At 43.2% G+C, this 20,931-nt stretch carries 16 protein-coding genes and 1 pseudogene; 15 read left to right on the top strand and 2 right to left on the bottom strand.

Annotated features, from left to right (window positions below):
* The first annotated feature begins 28 nt into the window (after window positions 1-28).
* The 6 genes from ssuD to HWQ44_RS01360 all read left to right on the top strand — a co-directional run bounded on the left by ssuD (window position 29) and on the right by HWQ44_RS01360 (window position 5,868).
* Entirely contained in the window at window positions 29-1,177 is a 1,149-nt protein-coding gene (gene ssuD, locus HWQ44_RS01385) for an FMNH2-dependent alkanesulfonate monooxygenase (protein ID WP_292713842.1), read from the top strand.
* Between the two features lie 101 nt (window positions 1,178-1,278).
* The gene (gene ssuC / locus HWQ44_RS01380) at window positions 1,279-2,106 is read left to right on the top strand and encodes an aliphatic sulfonate ABC transporter permease SsuC (protein WP_292713841.1); all 828 of its coding nucleotides are present in this window, start codon (window positions 1,279-1,281) and stop codon (window positions 2,104-2,106) included.
* A 134-nt stretch (window positions 2,107-2,240) separates the two neighbouring features.
* Window positions 2,241-3,011: an ATP-binding cassette domain-containing protein gene (locus tag HWQ44_RS01375; protein ID WP_292713840.1), complete on the top strand. Its 771-nt coding sequence runs from the start codon at window positions 2,241-2,243 to the stop codon at window positions 3,009-3,011.
* A 268-nt stretch (window positions 3,012-3,279) separates the two neighbouring features.
* Window positions 3,280-3,783 (top strand): GNAT family N-acetyltransferase, encoded by a 504-nt coding sequence (locus tag HWQ44_RS01370; RefSeq protein WP_292713838.1) that lies wholly within the window; start codon window positions 3,280-3,282, stop codon window positions 3,781-3,783.
* 99 nt (window positions 3,784-3,882) lie between these two features.
* Entirely contained in the window at window positions 3,883-4,830 is a 948-nt protein-coding gene (locus tag HWQ44_RS01365) for a D-2-hydroxyacid dehydrogenase (RefSeq protein ID WP_292713837.1), read from the top strand.
* Window positions 4,831-4,917: 87 nt separating this feature from the next.
* The gene (locus tag HWQ44_RS01360) at window positions 4,918-5,868 is read left to right on the top strand and encodes a D-2-hydroxyacid dehydrogenase (RefSeq protein WP_292713835.1); all 951 of its coding nucleotides are present in this window, start codon (window positions 4,918-4,920) and stop codon (window positions 5,866-5,868) included.
* 207 nt (window positions 5,869-6,075) lie between these two features.
* Here the strand turns inward: HWQ44_RS01360 and HWQ44_RS01355 are convergent, their stop codons facing one another.
* Window positions 6,076-7,275, bottom strand: a complete 1,200-nt coding sequence (locus HWQ44_RS01355) for an acyl-CoA dehydrogenase family protein (protein ID WP_292713834.1) — start codon at window positions 7,273-7,275, stop codon at window positions 6,076-6,078.
* 248 nt (window positions 7,276-7,523) lie between these two features.
* A complete protein-coding gene (locus tag HWQ44_RS01350) occupies window positions 7,524-7,673 on the bottom strand; it encodes a hypothetical protein (protein ID WP_292713832.1) in 150 nt (49 codons plus the stop codon).
* Window positions 7,674-7,955: 282 nt separating this feature from the next.
* Here HWQ44_RS01350 and HWQ44_RS01345 point away from each other — a divergent pair, with 282 nt between their 5' ends.
* The 9 genes and pseudogenes from HWQ44_RS01345 (at window position 7,956) to HWQ44_RS01305 (ending at window position 20,769) form a co-directional block, all read left to right on the top strand.
* On the top strand, window positions 7,956-8,120 hold the full coding sequence (locus HWQ44_RS01345) for a CopG family transcriptional regulator (RefSeq protein WP_292713830.1): 165 nt from the start codon (window positions 7,956-7,958) through the stop codon (window positions 8,118-8,120).
* A gap of 686 nt (window positions 8,121-8,806) precedes the next feature.
* Window positions 8,807-9,043, top strand: a pseudogene (locus tag HWQ44_RS01340) (ShlB/FhaC/HecB family hemolysin secretion/activation protein); the annotation flags it as partial.
* Window positions 8,979-9,233 (top strand): hypothetical protein, encoded by a 255-nt coding sequence (locus tag HWQ44_RS01335; protein ID WP_292713828.1) that lies wholly within the window; start codon window positions 8,979-8,981, stop codon window positions 9,231-9,233. The pseudogene HWQ44_RS01340 and the gene HWQ44_RS01335, both read left to right, overlap by 65 nt.
* A gap of 24 nt (window positions 9,234-9,257) precedes the next feature.
* Complete coding sequence (locus tag HWQ44_RS01330) at window positions 9,258-11,741, top strand: S-layer family protein (protein WP_292713826.1); 2,484 nt, start codon at window positions 9,258-9,260, stop codon at window positions 11,739-11,741.
* 52 nt (window positions 11,742-11,793) lie between these two features.
* Window positions 11,794-12,411, top strand: coding sequence for a Uma2 family endonuclease (locus HWQ44_RS01325; RefSeq protein WP_292713825.1), 618 nt, complete (start codon window positions 11,794-11,796; stop codon window positions 12,409-12,411).
* 385 nt (window positions 12,412-12,796) lie between these two features.
* Window positions 12,797-15,361, top strand: a complete 2,565-nt coding sequence (locus HWQ44_RS01320; RefSeq protein WP_292713824.1) for a CHAT domain-containing protein — start codon at window positions 12,797-12,799, stop codon at window positions 15,359-15,361.
* Between the two features lie 274 nt (window positions 15,362-15,635).
* Entirely contained in the window at window positions 15,636-16,556 is a 921-nt protein-coding gene (locus HWQ44_RS01315) for a DUF928 domain-containing protein (RefSeq protein WP_292713823.1), read from the top strand.
* Between the two features lie 119 nt (window positions 16,557-16,675).
* The gene (locus tag HWQ44_RS01310) at window positions 16,676-19,471 is read left to right on the top strand and encodes a CHASE2 domain-containing protein (RefSeq protein ID WP_292713983.1); all 2,796 of its coding nucleotides are present in this window, start codon (window positions 16,676-16,678) and stop codon (window positions 19,469-19,471) included.
* Window positions 19,468-20,769 carry a response regulator gene (locus tag HWQ44_RS01305; RefSeq protein ID WP_292713821.1) on the top strand — a complete coding sequence of 434 codons (1,302 nt, stop codon included), beginning with the start codon at window positions 19,468-19,470 and terminating at the stop codon, window positions 20,767-20,769. Before HWQ44_RS01310 ends, HWQ44_RS01305 begins: the two co-directional genes overlap by 4 nt.
* Window positions 20,770-20,931: the final 162 nt, after the last annotated feature.

The raw sequence follows: 20,931 nt of genomic DNA, 5'->3' as shown, positions 1-20,931 counted from the left end.
TTCAGCCCTCATACCCTGCCTGACAAACATGCAAATTCTTTGGTTTATTCCTACTGGATCTCATGACGGACGCTATTTAGGCACAGATATTGGCTCTCGTGTTGCCACACCTGATTATTTGCAGCAAATTGCCCAAGCTGTGGATAGTTTAGGCTACACGGGCGCATTGTTACCCACAGGGAGTTCTTGTGAAGATGCTTGGATTACCGCCGCTGCTTTCATATCTGTCACCAAGCAAATGAAATTTCTGGTAGCAATTCGTCCAGGAATTACTTCTCCGGGGGCTGCGGCACGGATGGCAGCAACATTTGACCGGATTTCTAAAGGAAGATTGTTGATTAATGTGGTGACAGGTGGAGATCCTGTGCAACTGGCTGGGGATGGCTTGCATCTTAGTCATGACGATCGCTATGATTTAACCGATGAATTTCTCACAGTTTGGCGGGGTATCGTCAGCGGGGAAACAGTTGATTTTCAGGGAAACTACCTGAATATCAAAGGCGGTAAACTCTTATTCCCACCAGTTCAAAAACCCTATCCACCCTTGTGGTTTGGTGGCTCATCTGCTACTGCCAAGCGAGTTGCTGCTAAACATATAGATGTTTACCTGACTTGGGGTGAACCTCCACAACAAGTGGCCCAAAAGATTGCCGAAGTCCGAAAATTGGCTGCTGAACAAGGTAGAACAGTAAGTTTTGGGATTCGCTTGCATGTAATTGTGCGAGAAACCGAATCTGCTGCTTGGGATGCTGCCAATGAGCTAATTAAGTATGTCGATGAGGATGCGATCGCAAAAGCTCAGAAAGACTTAGCTCATTCTGATTCTGAAGGACAGCGGCGCATGAGTCAACTACATAGTGGTAGTCGAAAAACCTTAGAGATTAGCCCCAACCTGTGGACAGGAATTGGATTGGTGCGGGGTGGTGCTGGTACGGCCCTAGTTGGAGATCCTGACACCGTTGCCGCTAGAATGCTGGAATATCGCAATTTGGGCATAGAAACTTTCGTTTTCTCTGGATATCCCCATTTAGAAGAAGCGTATCGCACCGCTGAATTATTATTTCCCCGGCTACCTTTGCAGAGCGAACCTGCACCTTTAACGCCACCAATCTTGAGTCCTGTTGGCGAAATCATCGCCAATGAAAAATTTGCTAAACAACTAACGAGTGCCTCATAACTAATTCGTAATTCGTAATTCGTAATTAAAGAGCAAATTACGAATTATGGTGGCGATGCTCCTAGATTCATCCTTTGGAACAATCTAAAATCCCAAATTCCATGACTATTACCTTTAAACGCACTAAAAGCAGCAATAATATATCCCTGAGCGAGATATTAGACAACCCGCAAATCGAGAAAATAGTTCCTTGGATTGTGCCTATCACCGTATTAGTTCTTTGGGAACTTGCTTCCAGAACTGGTCTACTTTCAAGCAGGATTTTACCAGCACCTAGTGGTGTAATCGCTACAGCGATTAAACTAGGCTCAACTGGAGAACTGTTCCAACATATAGGAATTAGTGCTGGACGGGCGATATCTGGTTTTATCGTTGGTGGCAGTATTGGGTTCGGTTTAGGATTACTCAATGGCTTTTCCCGTGTAGCAGAAAAGTTATTGGATAGTTCCTTGCAAATGCTCCGTACTATCCCTAATTTGGCATTAATTCCGCTAGTGATTCTCTGGTTTGGTATTGGCGATCAAGCTAGATTATTTCTAGTGTCTATGGGGGTATTTTTCCCGTTATATCTCAATACATTTCATGGCATCCGCAGTGTTGATCCTGGACTAATTGAAATGGGAAAAGTCTATGGATTGAAAACACCGCAACTTCTGTGGCAAATTATTTTTCCAGGAGCTTTGTCTTCGATTCTCGTTGGTGTGCGTTTTTCCTTGGGGATTATGTGGCTGACACTAATTGTGGCAGAAACGATCGCAGCAGATTCCGGTCTTGGTTATATGGCAATGAATGCCCGTGAGTTTATGCAAACCGATGTTGTGGTTTTGAGTATTGTAATCTATGCACTGCTGGGTAAATTAGCAGATGCTGTTGCCAGGGGATTGGAAACAAAATTCTTGGCTTGGAATCCCAACTATCAAAAGTCATAAATGCTCAAGTCACTAGAGTAAAAGGTTGAAAACTCTTGATTTTGACTTCTATTTATTTTGAGCGTGATTTGCTTTATTCAACGTCTGATCAAATAATTAAATCCCGATTGTTCTAAAATAAGGAGGTTTTGCAAGTGAGTTCAAATGTACAGGGTACACAACTAAGTATTTTGGATTTGACGAAGGCTTTTGGCAAGAAAACTGTTTTAAACGCGCTGACTTTAGAAGTTGAAGCAGGTGAGTTTGTCGCTATTGTCGGACGAAGTGGTTGTGGCAAGAGTACCTTATTGCGTCTTGTGTCAGGATTAGATAAAGCAACTTCCGGTGGAATACTACTAGATGGAGAACCACTGCATAGACTCAGCCGCTCTGTAACAGTAATGTTTCAAGACCCCCGCTTGCTGCCGTGGAAGCACGTTGTTCAAAATGTGGGGTTGGGTTTGGAAGGTAATTGGCGTGAAAAAGCTCTGTGGGCACTCGATAAAGTCGGACTTAAAGATCGGGCTGATGAGTGGCCATACGTTTTATCTGGTGGACAACGGCAAAGGGTCTCATTGGCAAGAGCATTAGTTAGTCAGCCCCGTTTGTTATTGCTAGATGAACCTTTGGGAGCATTAGATGCTCTAACTCGCCAAGACATGCAGGGTTTGATTGAGAACTTATGGCAAGAGCGGAGGTTTACTGCGTTTTTGGTTACTCATGATGTGGAAGAGGCTGTGGCATTGGCAGACCGAGTGATAGTGATTGAAGAAGGGCAAATTTCTCTGGATCTACCTGTGAGACTTTCACGCCCGCGAGATAGAAGTAGCGAAGTATTTATCAATATCAGAGAAACAGTTCTACAGCGAGTAATGAGCCATGAAGGTACTCAAACAAGTAACCAATTATTACAACTGAGTAGTTGAAATTTAAGTTTTCGCTAGTTGAGTAATATTACACTTGAGGTAGCTGCGGTAAATAGGCTACTTCGAGATTAAAACTTCCTCTTAAAAAGCAGCTATAGCAATCGAAAATTCTTTATGAAAACTCAAAATACCTCTCAACTATTCTCTCTGCGCCTCTGGATGATTTTTTAGATATTCACAACCTAGATAAACTAGAACACAATAATTATTAATTTATATCTTTTTATTGAAAATAAGCAATAAATATCTATTATTTATATTTAATCTAATGATAATTAGAAAATTAACAAAATATGATGCAGAAGATTATAGACAGATCAGATTAGAAGCTTTATCTAAAAATCCAGATTCATTTGGCACAACGGATCATGAAGAAGCAATTAAGACGATAGAACAATTTCGGGATAGAATACCAGTAAATAACAATAACTTTATTTTGGGCTATTTTGAGGATAAAAAATTAATTGGAATAGTCGCATTTCATCAAGAATCAAGAATGAAACTCAGGCATAAAGCATATATTAGTAGTATGTATGTTCAACAAGAATATCGAGGAAAAGGCATAGGTAAATTATTACTAAATGAATTAATCGAAGAAGCAAAAGCTATTAATGAGGTAGAAATATTATTAATTGATATTGTTAAAAATAATTTTTTAGCAAAACAACTTTATTTATCATTTGGCTTTCAAGTATATGGAATAGAGGAAATGGCATATAAATCTAATTATAAATATTTTGATCTGGAGCTTATGCGTTTACAGATTCAATAAAAATATCATAATTTAGACTAATAAAAAAATGGCATTTTTTTGAATCAAACAGAGATATTTTATAAACATAGCCCTGTAAAAAAGAAGAGGTAATCTACAATGAAGCTGATTTTGCCGCTTGATCTCGTTGCTGATATTGAGCCACATCTACCACCCAATACACAAATTGTACGAGTAGATATTGATGGTAATTTAGACGGAGATGCTAGCGATGCTGAAGTTTATTTCAGTTGGTTTTTATCCAGAAGTCTGACGCTGCATAAAATAATAGAAGCAGCACCTGCACTACGTTGGCATCATGCACCCAATGCAGGGGTAAATCACATCCTGACACCAATTTATTTGAAAAGAGATATTATCCTCACAAATGGGGCCGGAGTGCATGGAATTCCGATCGCAGAATTTGTGATTACTTATATATTGGCTCATGCCAAACACCTGCCAGAGTTATATGCTTTACAAGCGGAACGTCACTGGAAAAGAGGCTTTGCCATCCAAGAGTTGACAGATGCAACCTTGCTAATTATTGGTGCTGGTGGTATCGGTCAAGAAATCGCCGCCCGTGCTAAACCCTTCGGCTTAAGAATTATTGGCAGTCGCCGTCATCCCCAAGAGTTACCAAATTTTGATAAAGTAGTGGGTGCTGATGAATGGCGATCGCTCCTGCCAGGGGTTGACTATGTAGTTATTGCGACCCCGCTAACTCCAGAAACCAAAGAATTTATTGATGAATCTGTATTGCGATCGCTACCAAATCATGCCTACCTAATTAATATTGCTCGCGGTGGCGTAGTCGATGAATCGGCATTAATAAAAGCGCTCACCGAAGGTTGGATTGCAGGTGCAGCATTAGACACAGTTAACTCAGAACCATTACCACCAGAAAGTCCTTTGTGGTCACTTCCTAACATCTTTATCACACCTCATACTTCAGGTCATTCACCAAAAAGTAAACAGCGTTCAATAGCGTTATTTATTGACAATCTGAAGCGTTACCAAGCTGGTGAGCCGTTACGAAATGTCGTAGACAAAAACGCAGGATACTAAACAATTAAAAATTAAAAATTAAGAGGTGCTGCCTATTGGGTTGCACAATCCAAAATCCAAATCCAAAATGGAATCAAGGAGTAGCAAATGGTGAAACTAATTTTACCCGATCATCTCATTGCAGATATTGAACCACACCTACCATCTAATATAGATGTCGTAGAAGTGGATAGTGAAGGTAATCTCGATGGTGATGTCAGTGATGCAGAAGTTTATGTCAACGGATTTTACTTGAAAACTTCTACCCTTGACAAAGTACTGACAGCAGCACCCGCGCTGCGTTGGCAACAATCACCAAGTGCTGGCGTGAATCACATCCTCACACCAACTTTTTTGCAAAAGGATATTATCCTCACCAATGGCGCAGGGGTTCATGCAATTCCAATTTCGGAATTTGTACTAGCATTTATGCTTTATCACGCCAAGAATCTGCGGAAATTGCAAACTTTGCAGGATGAACACACTTGGGTAAGAGGAGTGTTTCTCGAAGAGTTGGCAGACGCGACTTTATTAATTCTCGGCACTGGAAATATCGGTCAAGCGATCGCATCTCGGGCCAAAGCCTTTGGAGTCACAGTTTGGGGTAGTCGCCGCCATCCCGAACCCCTACCGAATTTTGACAAAGTTGTGGGTGCTGATGAGTGGCGATCGCTCCTCCCAGCAGCCGACTATGTAGTTCTTGCTACACCATTAACTCCAGAAACTAACGGCTTGATTGATGAAGCTGCATTGCGCTCTATGCGTCAGTCTGCTTACCTAATTAACATTGCTCGTGGTGCGATCGTAGATGAAACCGCATTGCTCACTGCACTACGTGAGGGATGGATTGCAGGTGCTGGATTAGATACAGTGGCTACAGAACCTCTGCCACCGGAAAGTCCCTTATGGTCGCTACCTAACGCTTTTATCACACCCCATTGTTCAGCCTTATCGCCACGCCTGAGAGAGCGTATAGCACAACTGTTTATCGACAATCTTCAACGCTACCAAAACGGTCAGCCCTTGCGGAATGTTGTAGACAAGCAAGCAGGATACTAAGGAGTCACGCAAAAATAACTTGAACACTTTTAATTGGAAAGTAAGGCTGACAGCTTATTCCAAATTAAATTTGTACAACTTATTTTTACATGATGCCTAAATATTGGGCATTGGGCATTGGGCATTGGGAATTGGAGATTGGGATGAGAGAGACAAGGTGACTCGAAGAGAACTTGCAACAAGTCTTCCCCCATGCCCAATCCCCAATCACTTAACTTTCAGCACCGACTTCCCTAAAGACTGGCAAATAACATCATTTTGCGGTGTATGGATACGGCTGCATAAAACGTCACGGTAGTGACGCTCTAAAGGATTTCTTTTTAACAGACCAGGATTACCTGTCAGTTCTAAGGCAATCTCCACAGCACGAATTGAGTTAGTTGTAGTAAGGTATTTAACTGCTTGTGCCTGTAATCCTACGTCAGGCTGATATTCACCCTTGTCAATATCTTCAGCCAAGCTATAAATCAACCTATTGTTAGCAAACAAGAGTGCTTCTATTTCACCTACAGCAGTTTGGAAGCGGGGCAGAGTTGCCAATGGCTCTTTGAGATTAGAAGGCGATCGCTCCCAAAGATATTTAGCAAGCCAGTCTCGCGCACTAGTAGCAACACCCAGATATAAGGCACTCACTGTCAAACTGCCCCAAGTGGAAATCAGCGGATCAAAGGATGGTGCAGTAGATATGGGGCTGATACTTAGAGCATATTCTGAGGGAATTAATACATTCTCTAAAATGAGATCGTGGCTGCCTGTAGCTCTCATCCCCAAGTGATCCCAGGTTTCGACAATTTGCAAACCTGGCAGATCGCGCGGAACCAGAAAATTTCCAACTTGCGGTTCATCCTCGGTTGTCCGTGCCCAAACAACAAAATAGCTGAGGATAGGACTGCCCGTGGTGTATTGCTTATGTCCTGTTAAACGCCAGCCCTCTGCTGTTCGTTCGGCAATTGTCGCTGGCAATCCGCCTCTTGCTGGCGTTCCTAGCTCTGGTTCAACACGGGCAGCATTCAGCAAGGCGATGCCTTCAATTGATTCACGACACAATCGCTTATATACTTCTGGATGCCAGCGACGGCTACGGGCGGCATGAGTATGTTGAAGATAGTGCATTGTCAGGACTAATGCGGTCGAAGCGTCGCCACGCGCTATCCCTTCAATCACCCGACAGATAGTTCGCAACCCCAAATTCTGACCACCAAATTCACGTGGAATGGTGAGGTTGAGCAATCCTGCCTCATGCAAAGCTGTAAAATTCTCAAAGGGAAAGGAACCATCTTTGTCGTGTGCCCCTGCACGGGTGGCAAAGTCTTTGGCCAAAGCCTCAACTCGGTCGAAAATATTGGGGAAAGTTTCTAAGCCTTTGGCTACAAAGGTATCTGGTACTGCTTGCTCCAACTGTGACATAAATACTCCTTCAAAACTCACTTTACTACTACTGAATCTCATCCCGCGAAAAATGGATCTTCCTGCAAACTTAAGATGCTTTCATCGGAGTTAAGCGATCGCAACTACTTTTAGCCTAAATCCTGCTTACTTTTATTCGTCAGTTTTTGACCTCGAACTCAGGTCTGCTGGCGATCGCTAAAAATACTACTTAAAGTCAATCGAGATTTAGTAATTTATAAGTTCTGTAAGTATTACACAAACAGCTTTCAGAGAGCAAGCCAACCAGAGGATTTAGCGATCGCTCCACAACTTAACGAATCGCCAAATTCCCTATATAACAAAGGGATAAAAACCTTGACCCATCGACTTTTATCCTCTCCAATAATGTGCAGCAGAGGAAAGAATTGGTATGACATTGCAAAAATTTTCTGTATTACTGTCCTCAACTATTCTGTGAGAATACTTATTTTGTGTTGATATACTTTAATATTGTTTTTACATTCTATTTATAATTACTGCCCGGAAAGTTGCTAAACTTTATACTTTAGAATATGCTTGACCTCTTCACTATTGATTATAAAAATATTCTATCCAACTTCATGATTACTTGAACCAAATGTCATTACTTATACCATTGTAATAGCAGTCTACATGATTGATATTAGAGAAGTAGTTTAAAAACATAGCTTGTCTAATACATGAATAAAAAATGGGCTGCTAAACGACTTACAATCAATCTCACATCAGGTGAGGCACAAAAGCTTGAACAATACTGTTCAATAACGGGGAGGCCAGCAACTGATGTAATTCGGGAGTTAATTCGTTCTCTTTCGTCTAAAGATGAAAAAGTCTCTGAAATCTAGTAAATCATAACTAGACAAAAAGTAAAATCAGGTTAAGTACATCTCAATTTGTGAGTGAAATATAGTGCTTAACAGCGATCGTCTCACAGTGAATCGCCATAGCTAAAATTAGGTGATTTATAGTGTTTTTCAGGTAGATTAGGACATGAAATAATGAGAAAATACAGACAAAAATAGTCTTTAAAGCCTGTTCCATTATAAGCTGATGTGCTTTTAACTTGCATAGTTAAAATCGCTCTAAAGATGCGGGAACGCAAAGATGTAATTTGAATGACGATTAGCTTATAAATAAGAACATTTTCTTACAAAATTCAGAGCGGAGACTTACTCTGCTCTGAATTTTACCTATAGATATTGTGCAATTATCTTGATTAAATTATTGAATTTTGTTCTTTCTATATAATATTTTTATTTAAAATAGTTGGATATTTATTAACAACTATAATTAGTATGATAAGTAAAAACATCCTAAGAATTAGGATGGGTATCCTGATTTTTTGAACAAACTACTTAAACCTATTTTATCCATTTTTCCCAAAGGTCAAAGCCGAGACTGAAACCTTTTTGTAAAGATATTTTGACTTTTTGATTTTCAACGAGAATCAGTAACATACAAAAAGTTTTTGCCGCATCAAGTAAAATTAGTTGCTCATTTTGAATAAAGTCGAGCTTAGTGTTTAGCAAATGTTGGCGGGGTGTTGCAACTGACACCCTTCATTGAAGTTGGCAAAGGCTGGAATGTCAATGGCGAAAATCCATCACCGAGTACACTTCTTAGTAGTGGGTTGGGGCTATTGTGGAAACAGGGTGATGACTTTTTGGCCCGCCTAGATTGGGGTATTCCCCTGATCTCAGTGGATGGTGAAAGGCGATCGCTTCAGGAAAATGGGTTGTACTTCTCGGTGCGCTATTCACCGTTTTGAGGGAAGCGATCGCCCAGTTGATGGTTCAATACCATACCGCTTGGGTTCTGGGAGCGCAGGTAATATCTTCGTCAATGGTGATAGTTTACTAGTGTCCAATGGTGCAGGGCTATCTTCAGTATCGCGTAGTATCGGTGACAGTGGTCAAGTTGTTGAAACACAATGCCATTTAGGGAACCCTATTTATTAAGTAAGTATTGATGGAAACCGAGCCATGAAAGCACCCTCTGTTTGCTGGAATTTAGTCAATGTAATTTTGACAGGTGGGATGTTCCTCTGGTGCGACATTGCCAACGCCCAGGTTACCGCAGATGGCACTGTCAATACTACTGTCTCCCAAAATGGTAATAAGTTCACCATCACTAACGGTAGTGCTGCAAACAGTAACCTATTTCACAGTTTCCAGCAGTTTAATCTTCCCACAGGCACTTCAGCCATCTTTGATTTAATCAACACGCCTAATATATCCTCCATATTCAGCCGGGTTACAGGAGGTAGTATTTCTCACATTGATGGCGTCATTCAAACCATCAACAGCAACAACCCCGTTAGCTTATTTTTGATCAATCCTAGTGGCATTGTCTTTGGCCCCAATGCCCAACTGAATATTGGTGGATCGTTTATTGGTACAACTGCAAATAGCATAAAGTTTGCTGATGGGGTGGAGTTTAGTGCCACCAACATTACAGCAGCACCCCTGTTGACAATCAATGTACCAGTTGGCTTGCAGTTTGGACAAAACTCAGGTGCATTGGCACAGCCCACCGTAGGCATCGCAGTACAAAATTCGATTAATGGCATCCCCCAAACTCCACTAGGCTTACAGGTAAGTTCAGGTAAGACTCTGGCTTTGCTGGGAAATGGAATTGATTTAGCAGGTGGTGTTCTTAAAACCGTAAATGGGGCCATCGAACTTGGTAGTGTTCAGTCAGGAGAAGTTCGCCTTACAGAAGTACCTCAGGGATGGACATTTGATTATTCTAATAGTGGCGGACTGAGCGATATCCAATTGACTCAGCAGGCACAAGTATCTGGTTCAGGGTTTGGAAGTAGTTTGATTCAAATGCAGGGTAGAGATATCAGTTTTTTGGAAGGTTCGGCTGTTATCACTCGAAATCAAGGTGCTTTCTCATCGAATCAGATTACGATTAATAGCACTGGGTCGTTCAGCCTCGTAGGAACAAACCTAGCGGGAACTAGAAGCAGCCAATTGACAAGCAACACAATCGGGGTAGGGCAAGCTGGAGACATTACCATCTCAACCCGGCAACTATTGCTGCGGGATGGAGCGCAAATCAGGTCTCAAAATTTGAGTTTAGGGCAGGGTGGAAACATCGTAGTTAAGGCTTCTGAGTCTATCTCAGCCAGTGGGTTTAATCGTGTCAATCCTTCAGTAATGACATCGATTCTAACAAGCTCTACTGGTTCTGGAAAGGCAGGAAACCTTACTCTTTCAACCCAAAAACTTACAGTTGCTAACGGCACTAGTATTGGTTCAACTGCTAGAGCTGGGGATGGTGGTAATGTCCAAATTGATGCCTCAGATTCGATAGATGTTTCTGGAATTAATAATGTCACATTTCTCCCTACTACTGTGGCGTCATCAACAGTAGGAAGTGGAAATGCTGGGAATTTGACCATCACAACTGCACGATTAACAGTGCGGGATGGAAGCTTGGTCACCTCCTCAACTGGTGCAACCGGAAATGCTGGTAATGTAAAAATTGTGGCTTCAGACTTTATCGATGTGAGCGGCGCATCACCAGATAGTATTCTTAGTAGCAGCATTGGATCTAATGCACTACGCCTCGATCCTATCACCCGTGCGACTTATCACCTACCCGAATTTCCTAGTGGTAATGGGGGAGGAGTAATTCTGATAACGCCTCAATTGCGCGTTACGGATCGAGCCGACATCGGGGTAAGAAATGAGGGTACGGGTAATGCAGGTAATTTTGAGGTTTATGCTGACTCGATTCTCTTGACTAATCGCGGCACGATTTCCGCAGCCACACAATCTGGGAACGGAGGTAACCTGGTTCTTAATGCTCAAAAACTTTTGCTAATACGCGATCATAGCAAAATTTCTGTTGAAGCCAAGGAAGCAGGCAATGGTGGTAACATCACCCTCAACGCTCCGATCATTGTGGGTTTAAAAAATAGTGACATTATTGCTAATGCCGTGAAAGGTCGGGGGGGTAATATCCAAATCACCACACAAGGGCTTTTCGGACTGAAGTTCCGCAACCAACTCACTCCTGATAGTGACATCACCGCCAGTTCACAATTTGGGGTAAGTGGCACAGTTCAAGTTAATACTATCGGTGTTGATCCAAATTCGGGTTTAGTTGAACTACCAGCAAATGTCACCGATCCATCGCGGCAAATTGCTACAGGTTGCGGGGACAGTGCAGGCAGTCGCTTTGTGGCAACGGGACGAGGTGGTATACCGCCAAATCCTAATCAACAAGTGACGAGCGATGTCTACGACGGGCTACGCCTACGCACTTGGGATGATGTACGAGATTTGTCTGCATACCGCAAAACGGGTGAGCTAAATGCCCAAATTCCAGCATCACCGGAGGTTCTCGTCGAAGCCACAACTTGGCATCGCAACGCCCAGGGCAAAGTTGAGTTAATTGCGGCTCATCCAGCCCATATTCAACGATCTTTAAACTGTGCTGCAACGCCAAATTAATCAGTCCCGATGCTAGAAATGGTAAAGTGTCAAAACAAGCAAAGGTGTTGATATGGCTCAAGCTTTACCCAAATTATTTACCTTTGAAGAATTTATCGAATGGCTGCCGGAAAATATCGGCAAGCGTTACGAATTACACGACGGGATAATTGTTGAAATACCTCAGTCGAGCGGAAAACATGAAAAAGTTACGGGATTTTTAGCAGGGGAAATCACTGTTGAATATAAGCGGTTGAAACTGCCATACTTTATCCCCAAAACAGCGTTAATAAAACCACCGAGAAAATCATCGGGTTACTCACCAGATGTGGTTTTAATCAACGATGCTAATTTGCCGAATGAGGAATTATGGAAAAAAGAATCTACTGTGACTCAAAGTGAATCTATTTCTTTAGTTATTGAGGTTGTCAGTATAAACTGGGAAGATGATTATTACACCAAGTTAGGGAATTATGAGGCAATAAAGATTCCTGAATATTGGATCGTTGATTATGCAGATTTGGGAGTAATAAAATTTATTGCTAATCCCAAACAACCAACTATTTCTATTTATTATCTAGTTGATGAAGAATATCAAGTTTCTCAATTTAGGGATTTGGAACGGATTATATTCCCTACTTTTCCAGAATTGAAACTGACTGCTAATCACATTTTTAATAGTGCTTTATAGATAGAGCTTTTTCTATCTACACTCCAAAGAACACTCGATAATATGCTGATAGCTGATAATTACTTTCATTCCAGACAATAGGTGTTTGTTATCAACACAACTATTTCGGGAATTATAAGACTATTAGTTAAAGGTAAGTATTTCATGTCAATAAAAGCGATGTCTAACAACAAGCCCTTCTCTACGAGAGGCTGCGCCAATGGGTTTGGGGGGTCGCAATTAACGGAAACCGCCTTCTCTGTGAGAGGCTTTGCCAACGCGCAGCGTCTCGTAGAGAAGACTGCAACCCCCTCACCGCGAAGCGTCTACGCTTTTCTATTTATATTCACAAGTGGGTTATTAATTCCAGGGATAATGCTATCGGCTATAGCTCAGGTAACAACCTATGACTTTCCAAATTAAACAATGTCGTTGGTTATATATTAGTCTGAGTATTTTGAGCTTGTGTTTGGCAGTCACCATTACACCTGCTATAGCATCTCTGCAATTACCAACAACTTCTACCCTGAATGTGTCTGCATCCACTTCCCAGCCTACCAATTGGCTAGAACAGGGACGAAACCTCTACCATTCAGGACGCTTTGTAGAAGCAGTGAGAAGTTGGCAAACGGCAGCACAACAGTATCATACCCAAGGCGATCGCCAGGGCGAAGCTCTCAGTTTGAGTTATCTCTCACTGGCACAACAGGAACTTAATCAATGGGAAGCAGCCCAACAGTCTATTGAGCAAAGTCTGAAACTATTGCAAACAGCTAGACCCCCTGCTGATGCAATTCTTTGGGCACAAGCACTCAATACGCAAGCAAATTTGCAACTGCATACTGGCAAAGCTGAAACCGCGCTAGAAAGTTGGCAACAAGCTCAAAAATTTTATGACCAAGCAGGTGACAAAACAGGCAGCTTGGGTAGTCAAATCAACCAGGCACAAGCTTTACAAAGTTTAGGATTTTATCGCCGTTCTAAACAGCAGTTGGAGGCGCTGACTCAAAAGCTCTTAGCAATGCCAGATTCGGAAGTCAAAGTTAGTGGATTGCGATCGCTTGGTTTAGCTTTACAAATGATTGGCGACTCTAGTAAAAGTCAACAGATTTTAGAGCAAAGTTTAGCGATCGCTAGCAAAATTGCAGCTAAACCTCACTTAAGTTCTATTCTGATCAGCCTAGGTCAAACTGCCGTTGATTTGCAAGATCCAGAAGCAGGATTAGATTACTTTAAACAGGCTCAACTCTTAGCCAGCAACCCAAGCGATCAGTTGCAAGCGCGTTTAGCTGAGTTTAAACTTTTCCTCAATTACGACAAACCTGAGTTTGCTATCCCACTTGCACCTCAACTACTCCAACGACTCCGGGAACTACCCCCCAGTCATACCTCCCTCTACGCAGCGATTAATTTTGTTGCCACCCTCAACCACCAGTCAAATTCTGACCAAATTATACCATTGAAAGATTTAGCCCAACTGATGGCAGTCACAGTCAAATCTGCACAACAAATCCAAGATACTCAAGCAGAAGCTTATGCACTGCATCAGTGGGGAAAACTCTATCGGCGTACACAGCAGTTATCTGAAGCACAGGAGTTAACTCAGAAATCCCTCAACATTGCCCGTCAACTCCAAGCTAACGATATCATTGCTCAATCTGCTTGGCAGGTAGGACAGCTATATAAGCAACAAGGCGATCGCTCAAAAGCAATTACTGCCTATATAGAAGCAGTCAATGCCTTAAAGGCACTGCGGGGCGATTTGGTAGCTATCAACTCTGATGTCCAGTTCTCTTTTCGCACCAGTGTGGAGCCTGTCTACCGGGAACTAGTTGATTTACTTCTAGAAAATCAACCGAGTCAAGCAGAACTAATGCAAGCTCGTGAATTGATTGAGGCACTCCAAATTGCAGAACTCGATAACTTTTTTCGGGAAGCCTGTTTAGATAGAACTCAACAAATTGATCGGGTTGATCCCACTGCAACTATCGTTTATCCAATTATCTTGCCAGATCGTTTAACGGTAATCCTCTCCAAAGCAGGGCAACCACTCCGTTCTTATGTCACTCACAAATCTCAAACTGAAATGGAGCAGACTCTGAACAAGTTTTTGGTTGCTCTCAACCCAGTCTCAGATTCCCAAGATCGGGATCGATTGTCTCAACAGATTTATGATTGGTTGATTCGTCCAGCAGAAGGAGATCAAGCATTCATTAATACTAAGACATTAGTGTTTGTTTTAGATGGTCGGTTGCGGAACATTCCCATAGCAGCTCTGTATGACGGTAAGCAATATCTGATTGAGAAGTATGCTGTGGCGCTCTCACCAGGATTACAACTGATGGCGACGCGATCGCTTCATCAAAACCACATCAGTGCGATCGTGGGTGGCATCAGCCAATCTCGCGCTGGATTTAGTGCTTTGCCCGCTGTAGAATCAGAAGTTAAACAAATCTCTAAGTCCATATCCTCCTCTCTGTTACTGAACCAGGAATTCACTAGTAAAGCCCTTGCTGAACGAGTGAAATCCAGTAGCGCAAGTATTGTCCACCTAGCAACCCACGGACAGTTTAGCTCCCGCCTCGAAGATACTTTCTTGCTCACTTGGGATGGAGAAGTCAACGTTAAGGAGTTCTCGGAACTCCTGAAAAATCGGGGTAGCGATCCATCGAAAGCCATCGAGTTGCTGGTATTAAGTGCCTGCGATACAGCAGCAGGAGACGATCGCGCCGTCTTGGGACTGGCGGGCTTGGCTGTGAAATCCGGCGCTCGCTCAACTATAGCCACCCTATGGCCCGTCAAAGACCGGGCAGCGGCAATACTCATGACTCGCTTCTATGAACAACTGCGACAACCCAAAATCACTAAAGCCGAAGCACTAAGACAAGCACAAATTAGCCTAATTCGCCAAACTGATTTCCACGATCCGTTCTTTTGGTCTGGCTTTGTTTTGATCGGCAACTGGATTTAACTAAGTAATAAAACGGACTCTACTACAAATAAGTTAGGCTATTTTTTACAGTGTTTGAGCTAAACCTCGCCTATACTGCTAGTAGAAGTTTCCTGATTTGACTGTGCCAATTTTAGCTTCTTTTGGTTCATGCTGGACTAACATCCCTTGTGGGTGACACAAATCCAAAATCCCAAATCTGTTGACTATTGCTTGGACTTATTCTCTGAACTTCTGATCAGAGTCGAAGGCAACATATTTTCTATCACATTTCAATTAGATGAGGTAAAGCATCATGCAACGTCGATATTTAGCTAGTACATTGAGCGTCATCGCTCTGATTACTAGCAGTGCATGGACTAGTGCTCATGCTGTTACATTTACCCCGCCCATCAACAGTGGTTCTCCTAGTCAAGCAACGGGAGGAGCTTCTCGGGGTAGTATGTTTACGCCTACTTCCGGGAAAGGTGTGCCCAGACAAGCAACGGGAGGAGCTTCTCGAGGCAACCTCTTTACACCTGCCCCTGGAAAAGGTGCGCCCAGACAAGCAACTGGAGGAGCTTCTCGCGGCAACCTCTTTACGCCTGCCCCTGGAAAAGGCGCTCCCCAACAAGCAAGTGCGGGTGCTTCTCGCGTTGGTACTTACTACTTGAATCCATCGACTGTAAGCACAACACAACCAGCAGCGCTAATCGCCCTCTTGCCCCAAAATTTCTATGGCACAACAGTGTCTGAACGTCCCACAATTCTGGTGTATCTCCCGGCTTCCAATGCCCAAGAAGCGTTGTTTAGCCTCAAGGATGAAGCTGGCAACATGCAACATCAGATGAACATTTCAGTTGCAGGGAAAACTGGGGTAATCGCGATCAAATTACCAGCCAATGCACCCGCTTTAGCCGTTGGCAAAAACTACCAATGGTTTCTAGCACTTAAAGTAGATGGACAACTCAGCCCCAGTACACCTTACGTCGATGGTTGGGTTCAGCGTATCCAGCCTAGTGCTGAGTTAGCAACAGCAATGCAAGAGAAAGATGCTCTGAAGCGGGCTACTGTTTTGGGTAAAAATGGTGTTTGGTATGACTGTGTGGCAACACTTGCAGCGGTATACACCGCCCAGCCTAACAATGCAACTCTCCGCAAACAATGGGAAGAACTTCTGTCCTCAGTGAGTTTGAAGGAGATTGTAACAGCGAACTTATTGGCATCTACTAACTAATGCCAATTTGGGCATTGGGCATTGGGCATTGGGTTAAGAGTAATTATTCTCTTTGTCCCCCTCTTCTTCCTTCCACCCAGTCCCCAGTCCCCACTCCCTATTCATTCTATGGCACAAATATGTGGCGCAGATTCCAGGTTTTTATCCAACGTACTCGCAGCCTTTTGATTATTACTCCCAGCGTTGCCTTGACGGTTATAGTTGGGCAATCGTTGGGACTTTTCAATTTACCGGAATGGAAAATTCGCGACGAATGGGTTCGTCAGCGATCCTCACAGGCGATCGCTGATGAAATTGTGATTGTCACAATTGATGAGCGCGATATCCAATCGGTACGTAAATGGCCAGTTCCAGACTGGGCGCTGGCAAAATTACTAGAAAAAATCCGGGCGCAACAACCCCGCGCCATTGGACTGGATCTCTATCGAGATTTACCCGAAGGAAACGGACACGATCAACTTGTTCAAGTCTTCCGCAACACTCCCAATTTGATCGGAGTTGAGAAAATTACCGGTGAACGCGTCAATCCCCCACCGGAATTGAAAAAAAAGGATCAGGTAGGATTAGCAGATTTAGTGTTGGATGGCGATCGCTTTGTACGTCGTGCCCTCTTGACAGCTGAAGATGCCAAAGAGAAAAACACCATTAAAGCCGGACTGGCAACCCTTGTAGCTCTAAAGTACCTGGAAGCTGAAAAAATTAGCTTAGAAAGCATTGACCCTCAAAAACAAAAGTTTCAGTTGGGCAAGGAAATTTACCTACCACTGCAAAATCAAGAAGCAGGTTATCCTGATGCCGATTTAGGAGGCTATCAAATTCTGCTCAATTGGTATGGAACAGATACAGCCTTTCGTAGAGTTTCCATGCGCGATGTGTTAGCAGGGCGAATTCCGGCAGATTTGATGCGCGATCGCATGGTATTTATTGGGTCAGTCGCTTCCAGTACCAATGATTTCTTCAGCACACCCTTTTCTTCCTGGGTATCTGCTCAAAAACCGACTCCAGGTGTGGTTGTTCATGCCAATATTGCTCATCAACTAGTCCGAGGGGCAAAAACAGGAAAAGCCAGTCTGCACGGCGTTTCTGGCATTAATTTATCACTCTGGATTGTTTTGTGGTCTGTCATTGGTTCTACGGGCAGTTGGTTGTTATCCAATAGCAGGCTGCGGATTCCCGGTGGCAAAATTCTTTGGGTAACTGTAGGCGTTAGTGGAGCCTGCATTGGGGGTGGCTATGGAATGTTTTTGTATGGGGTTTTAATTCCGGTAACACCCACCTTAGCCGCGTTTATCGGTAGTGTGATTGCAACAACGAATGCCTATAAACAGCGGAAGTTAGAAGAAACAAATCGCCAACTAGAAATTGCCAACAGTAAACTCTTGGATTATTCTAAAACCCTGGAGACAAAAGTCGAAGAACGAACTCATGAATTGGTTGAGGCCAAGCTTGCTGCCGATGCTGCCAATCAGGCAAAAAGTGAGTTTCTCGCCAATATGAGCCACGAACTACGTACACCTCTCAATGGCATCCTTGGTTTTGCCCAGGTACTAGAAGGCTCGCCAAACATGACAGCTAAAAATCTGGAAGGAGTCGGCATTATCTACCAATGCGGATCACACCTTTTGATGCTAATCAATGACATTCTCGATCTCTCGAAGATAGAAGCGAGGAAATTGGACTTGGTGGTAACCAGTGTGCATCTACCCAATTTCTTATATGGTGTGACTGAGATTTGTGGTATTGGGGCTGAACAGAAAGGGATTGCATTTAATGTCTTAATTAGCGATCGCCTACCACTTGCCATTGAAGTCGATGAAAAACGGCTGCGGCAAGTGTTGATTAACTTGTTGGGCAACGCGATCAAATTTACAGACAGCGGTGGTGTAACGTTCAAAGTAGAGGTATTGGAGACTGGGGACAAGGGGGACAAGGGAGATAAGGAGAATACCCAATCCCCAACGCTCAAGATTCGTTTTCAGATTGAAGATACGGGTATTGGGATGTCACCAGAGCAACTCGAAAAAATCTTTTTGCCCTTTGAGCAAGTGGGTAAAGCAGGGCAGCGATCTGAAGGTACTGGCTTGGGATTAGCGATTAGCCAAAGAATTGCAGCCTTGATGGAGAGCCAAATTCAGGTGCAGAGTCACCTGGGCGAAGGAAGTCTGTTTTGGCTGGATTTGACAGTATCAGTACCGCTTGATGTCTACGACGTACGCCTACATGACTGGTATGGAGGAGTGATGTCTACGATGGGCTACGCCCCAACTCCCCAGAAAATTACCGAGATTCGGGGCAGTGCGCCGCAGATTTTGATTGTCGATGACGATCGCAACCACTGTTCTATGTTAACCAATCTGCTGCAAGAAATTGGTTGTCGAACCCTGGAAGCGACCGATGGTAAACTTGGGCTACAGATGGCAATTGAACACAATCCAGATGTGATTCTGCTCGATTTAGCCATGCCCAACATGGATGGTTTTGAACTAATGGTTCACCTGCAAGCGAATCCGCAAACCCGTTCTATTGCGATTATCGTCTCTAGTGCCAGCGTCTTTGAGTCAAATCGCCAGCGGAGTTTAGAAGCAGGGGCAACAGCATTCCTACCCAAACCCCTCCAGATTGATGAACTACTCGATAGACTGCGTGATCTGTTGGGAGTCAAGTGGATGTATGCCCAACCTTCACCTCTCAAAGGTAAATGGGTTCTACCATCCCAGGATGTTTTGCAACAACTCTATCATCTGGCAATGATGGGGGATATCTCAGCGATTGAGGGAATGTTAAGAGAGCTAGTTGAGCAAAATAGGCAGCTAGCTCCCTTCACGGCAGAGTTAAGCAAACTCACTGCCAATTTCCAAACCGGAAAAATCCGTAAGTTCCTCAAATCATTTGTCACAACGGAGTTACATCCATGATCGCTGTTTCTATCTCGAAACCCATACATATTTTGTTGGTGGATGACAATCCAAACAATCTCAAGGTGCTATCTGAAGCAATTCAGGGGTGTGGCTGGAAAGCCCTGATGGCAACAGATGGAGAGTCAGCGATCGAACAAACAGAATATGCCCCTCCCGATCTCATTCTCTTGGATGTGATGATGGCAGGTATTGATGGATTTGAAACTTGTCGCAGGCTGAAAACTAATCCCATCACTCAGAATATTCCGGTGATTTTCATGACTGCCCTATCCGATTCTACAGACAAGGTGGCAGGATTGGAAATTGGTGCAGTTGACTACATTACCAAACCCTTCCAACAGGAAGAAGTCATTGCCCGTTTAAAGTTACACCTAAAAATTTCCCATCTCACCCGCACATTGGAAGAACGTGTACAAGAGCGCACCGCAGAATTAACTCAATCTCTAGAGCAGTTACAACAAAGTCAACTACAACTGATCCAGAGTGAGAAAATGTCCACTCTCGGACAGATGGTTGCAGGTATTGGTCATGAGATTAATAATCCAGTTGGTTTTGTGGGCGGGAATTTTTCCCATATTGAGGAATATGTAAAGGATCTGCTTCGTTTGGTAAGCCTCCAACAGCAGAAGCTACCGCAACCAGACACAGAAATTGAAGAACTTGTTGAAGAAATCGACTTGGAGTATCTGGCAGAGGATCTGCCGAAACTTCTAACATCAATGCGCCAGGGAATTACCCGTCTTAAAGATATCAGCCTCTCTCTAAGAACTTTTGCTCGCGCAGATATTTCATCTCAAGTGGATTTTCAAATTCACGAAGGAATCGATAGCACCTTAATGCTGTTGAAACATCGACTCAAAGGCAAGGGAGACCGCCCTAAAATCCAGGTTGTGACACAATATGGTGAGTTACCTCCAATTAGTTGCTATCCCGGACAACTGATCCAGGTGTTTATGAATATCATCGCCAATGCTATTGATGCATTTGATGAACTCAATCTAAACCACTCTTATCAAGAGATTGCTGCTTGTCCAAACATCATCACCATTACTACATCGGTTGATTCTCAGCAACAAACCGTCACAATTTGCATCCAAGATAATGGCCCCGGTATGCTTGCTGAGGTGCAAGCTCGAATTTTTGAGCCATCTTTCACAACCAAACCTGTGGGTAAGGGAACCGGGCTGGGATTAGCAATCAGCTACCAAATTATTGTTGATAAACACAATGGACAAGTCAACTGCTTTTCAATCCCTGGTGAGGGGACAAAGTTTATTATTACTCTGCCTATGTGACCTAATAATTACTAATTAATAATTAAATAATGGGTACATTAGCCCACACTACAATCAAAAATTGGTGTTACTGAATAATATCAAGTCCGGTTAATTACTTATGATTACCGCATCCGTGCAAAAGTCAGGAAAACCTCTTTCTCCCTGCCCCCTGCCCCCTGC

It is taken from the genome of Nostoc sp. JL34 (assembly GCF_017114945.1).
In the GTDB taxonomy this organism is placed as follows: Bacteria; Cyanobacteriota; Cyanobacteriia; order Cyanobacteriales; family Nostocaceae; genus Nostoc.
Note: the sequence above shows the minus strand (reverse complement) of the source record. Positions and strands in the feature narration are given on the sequence as shown.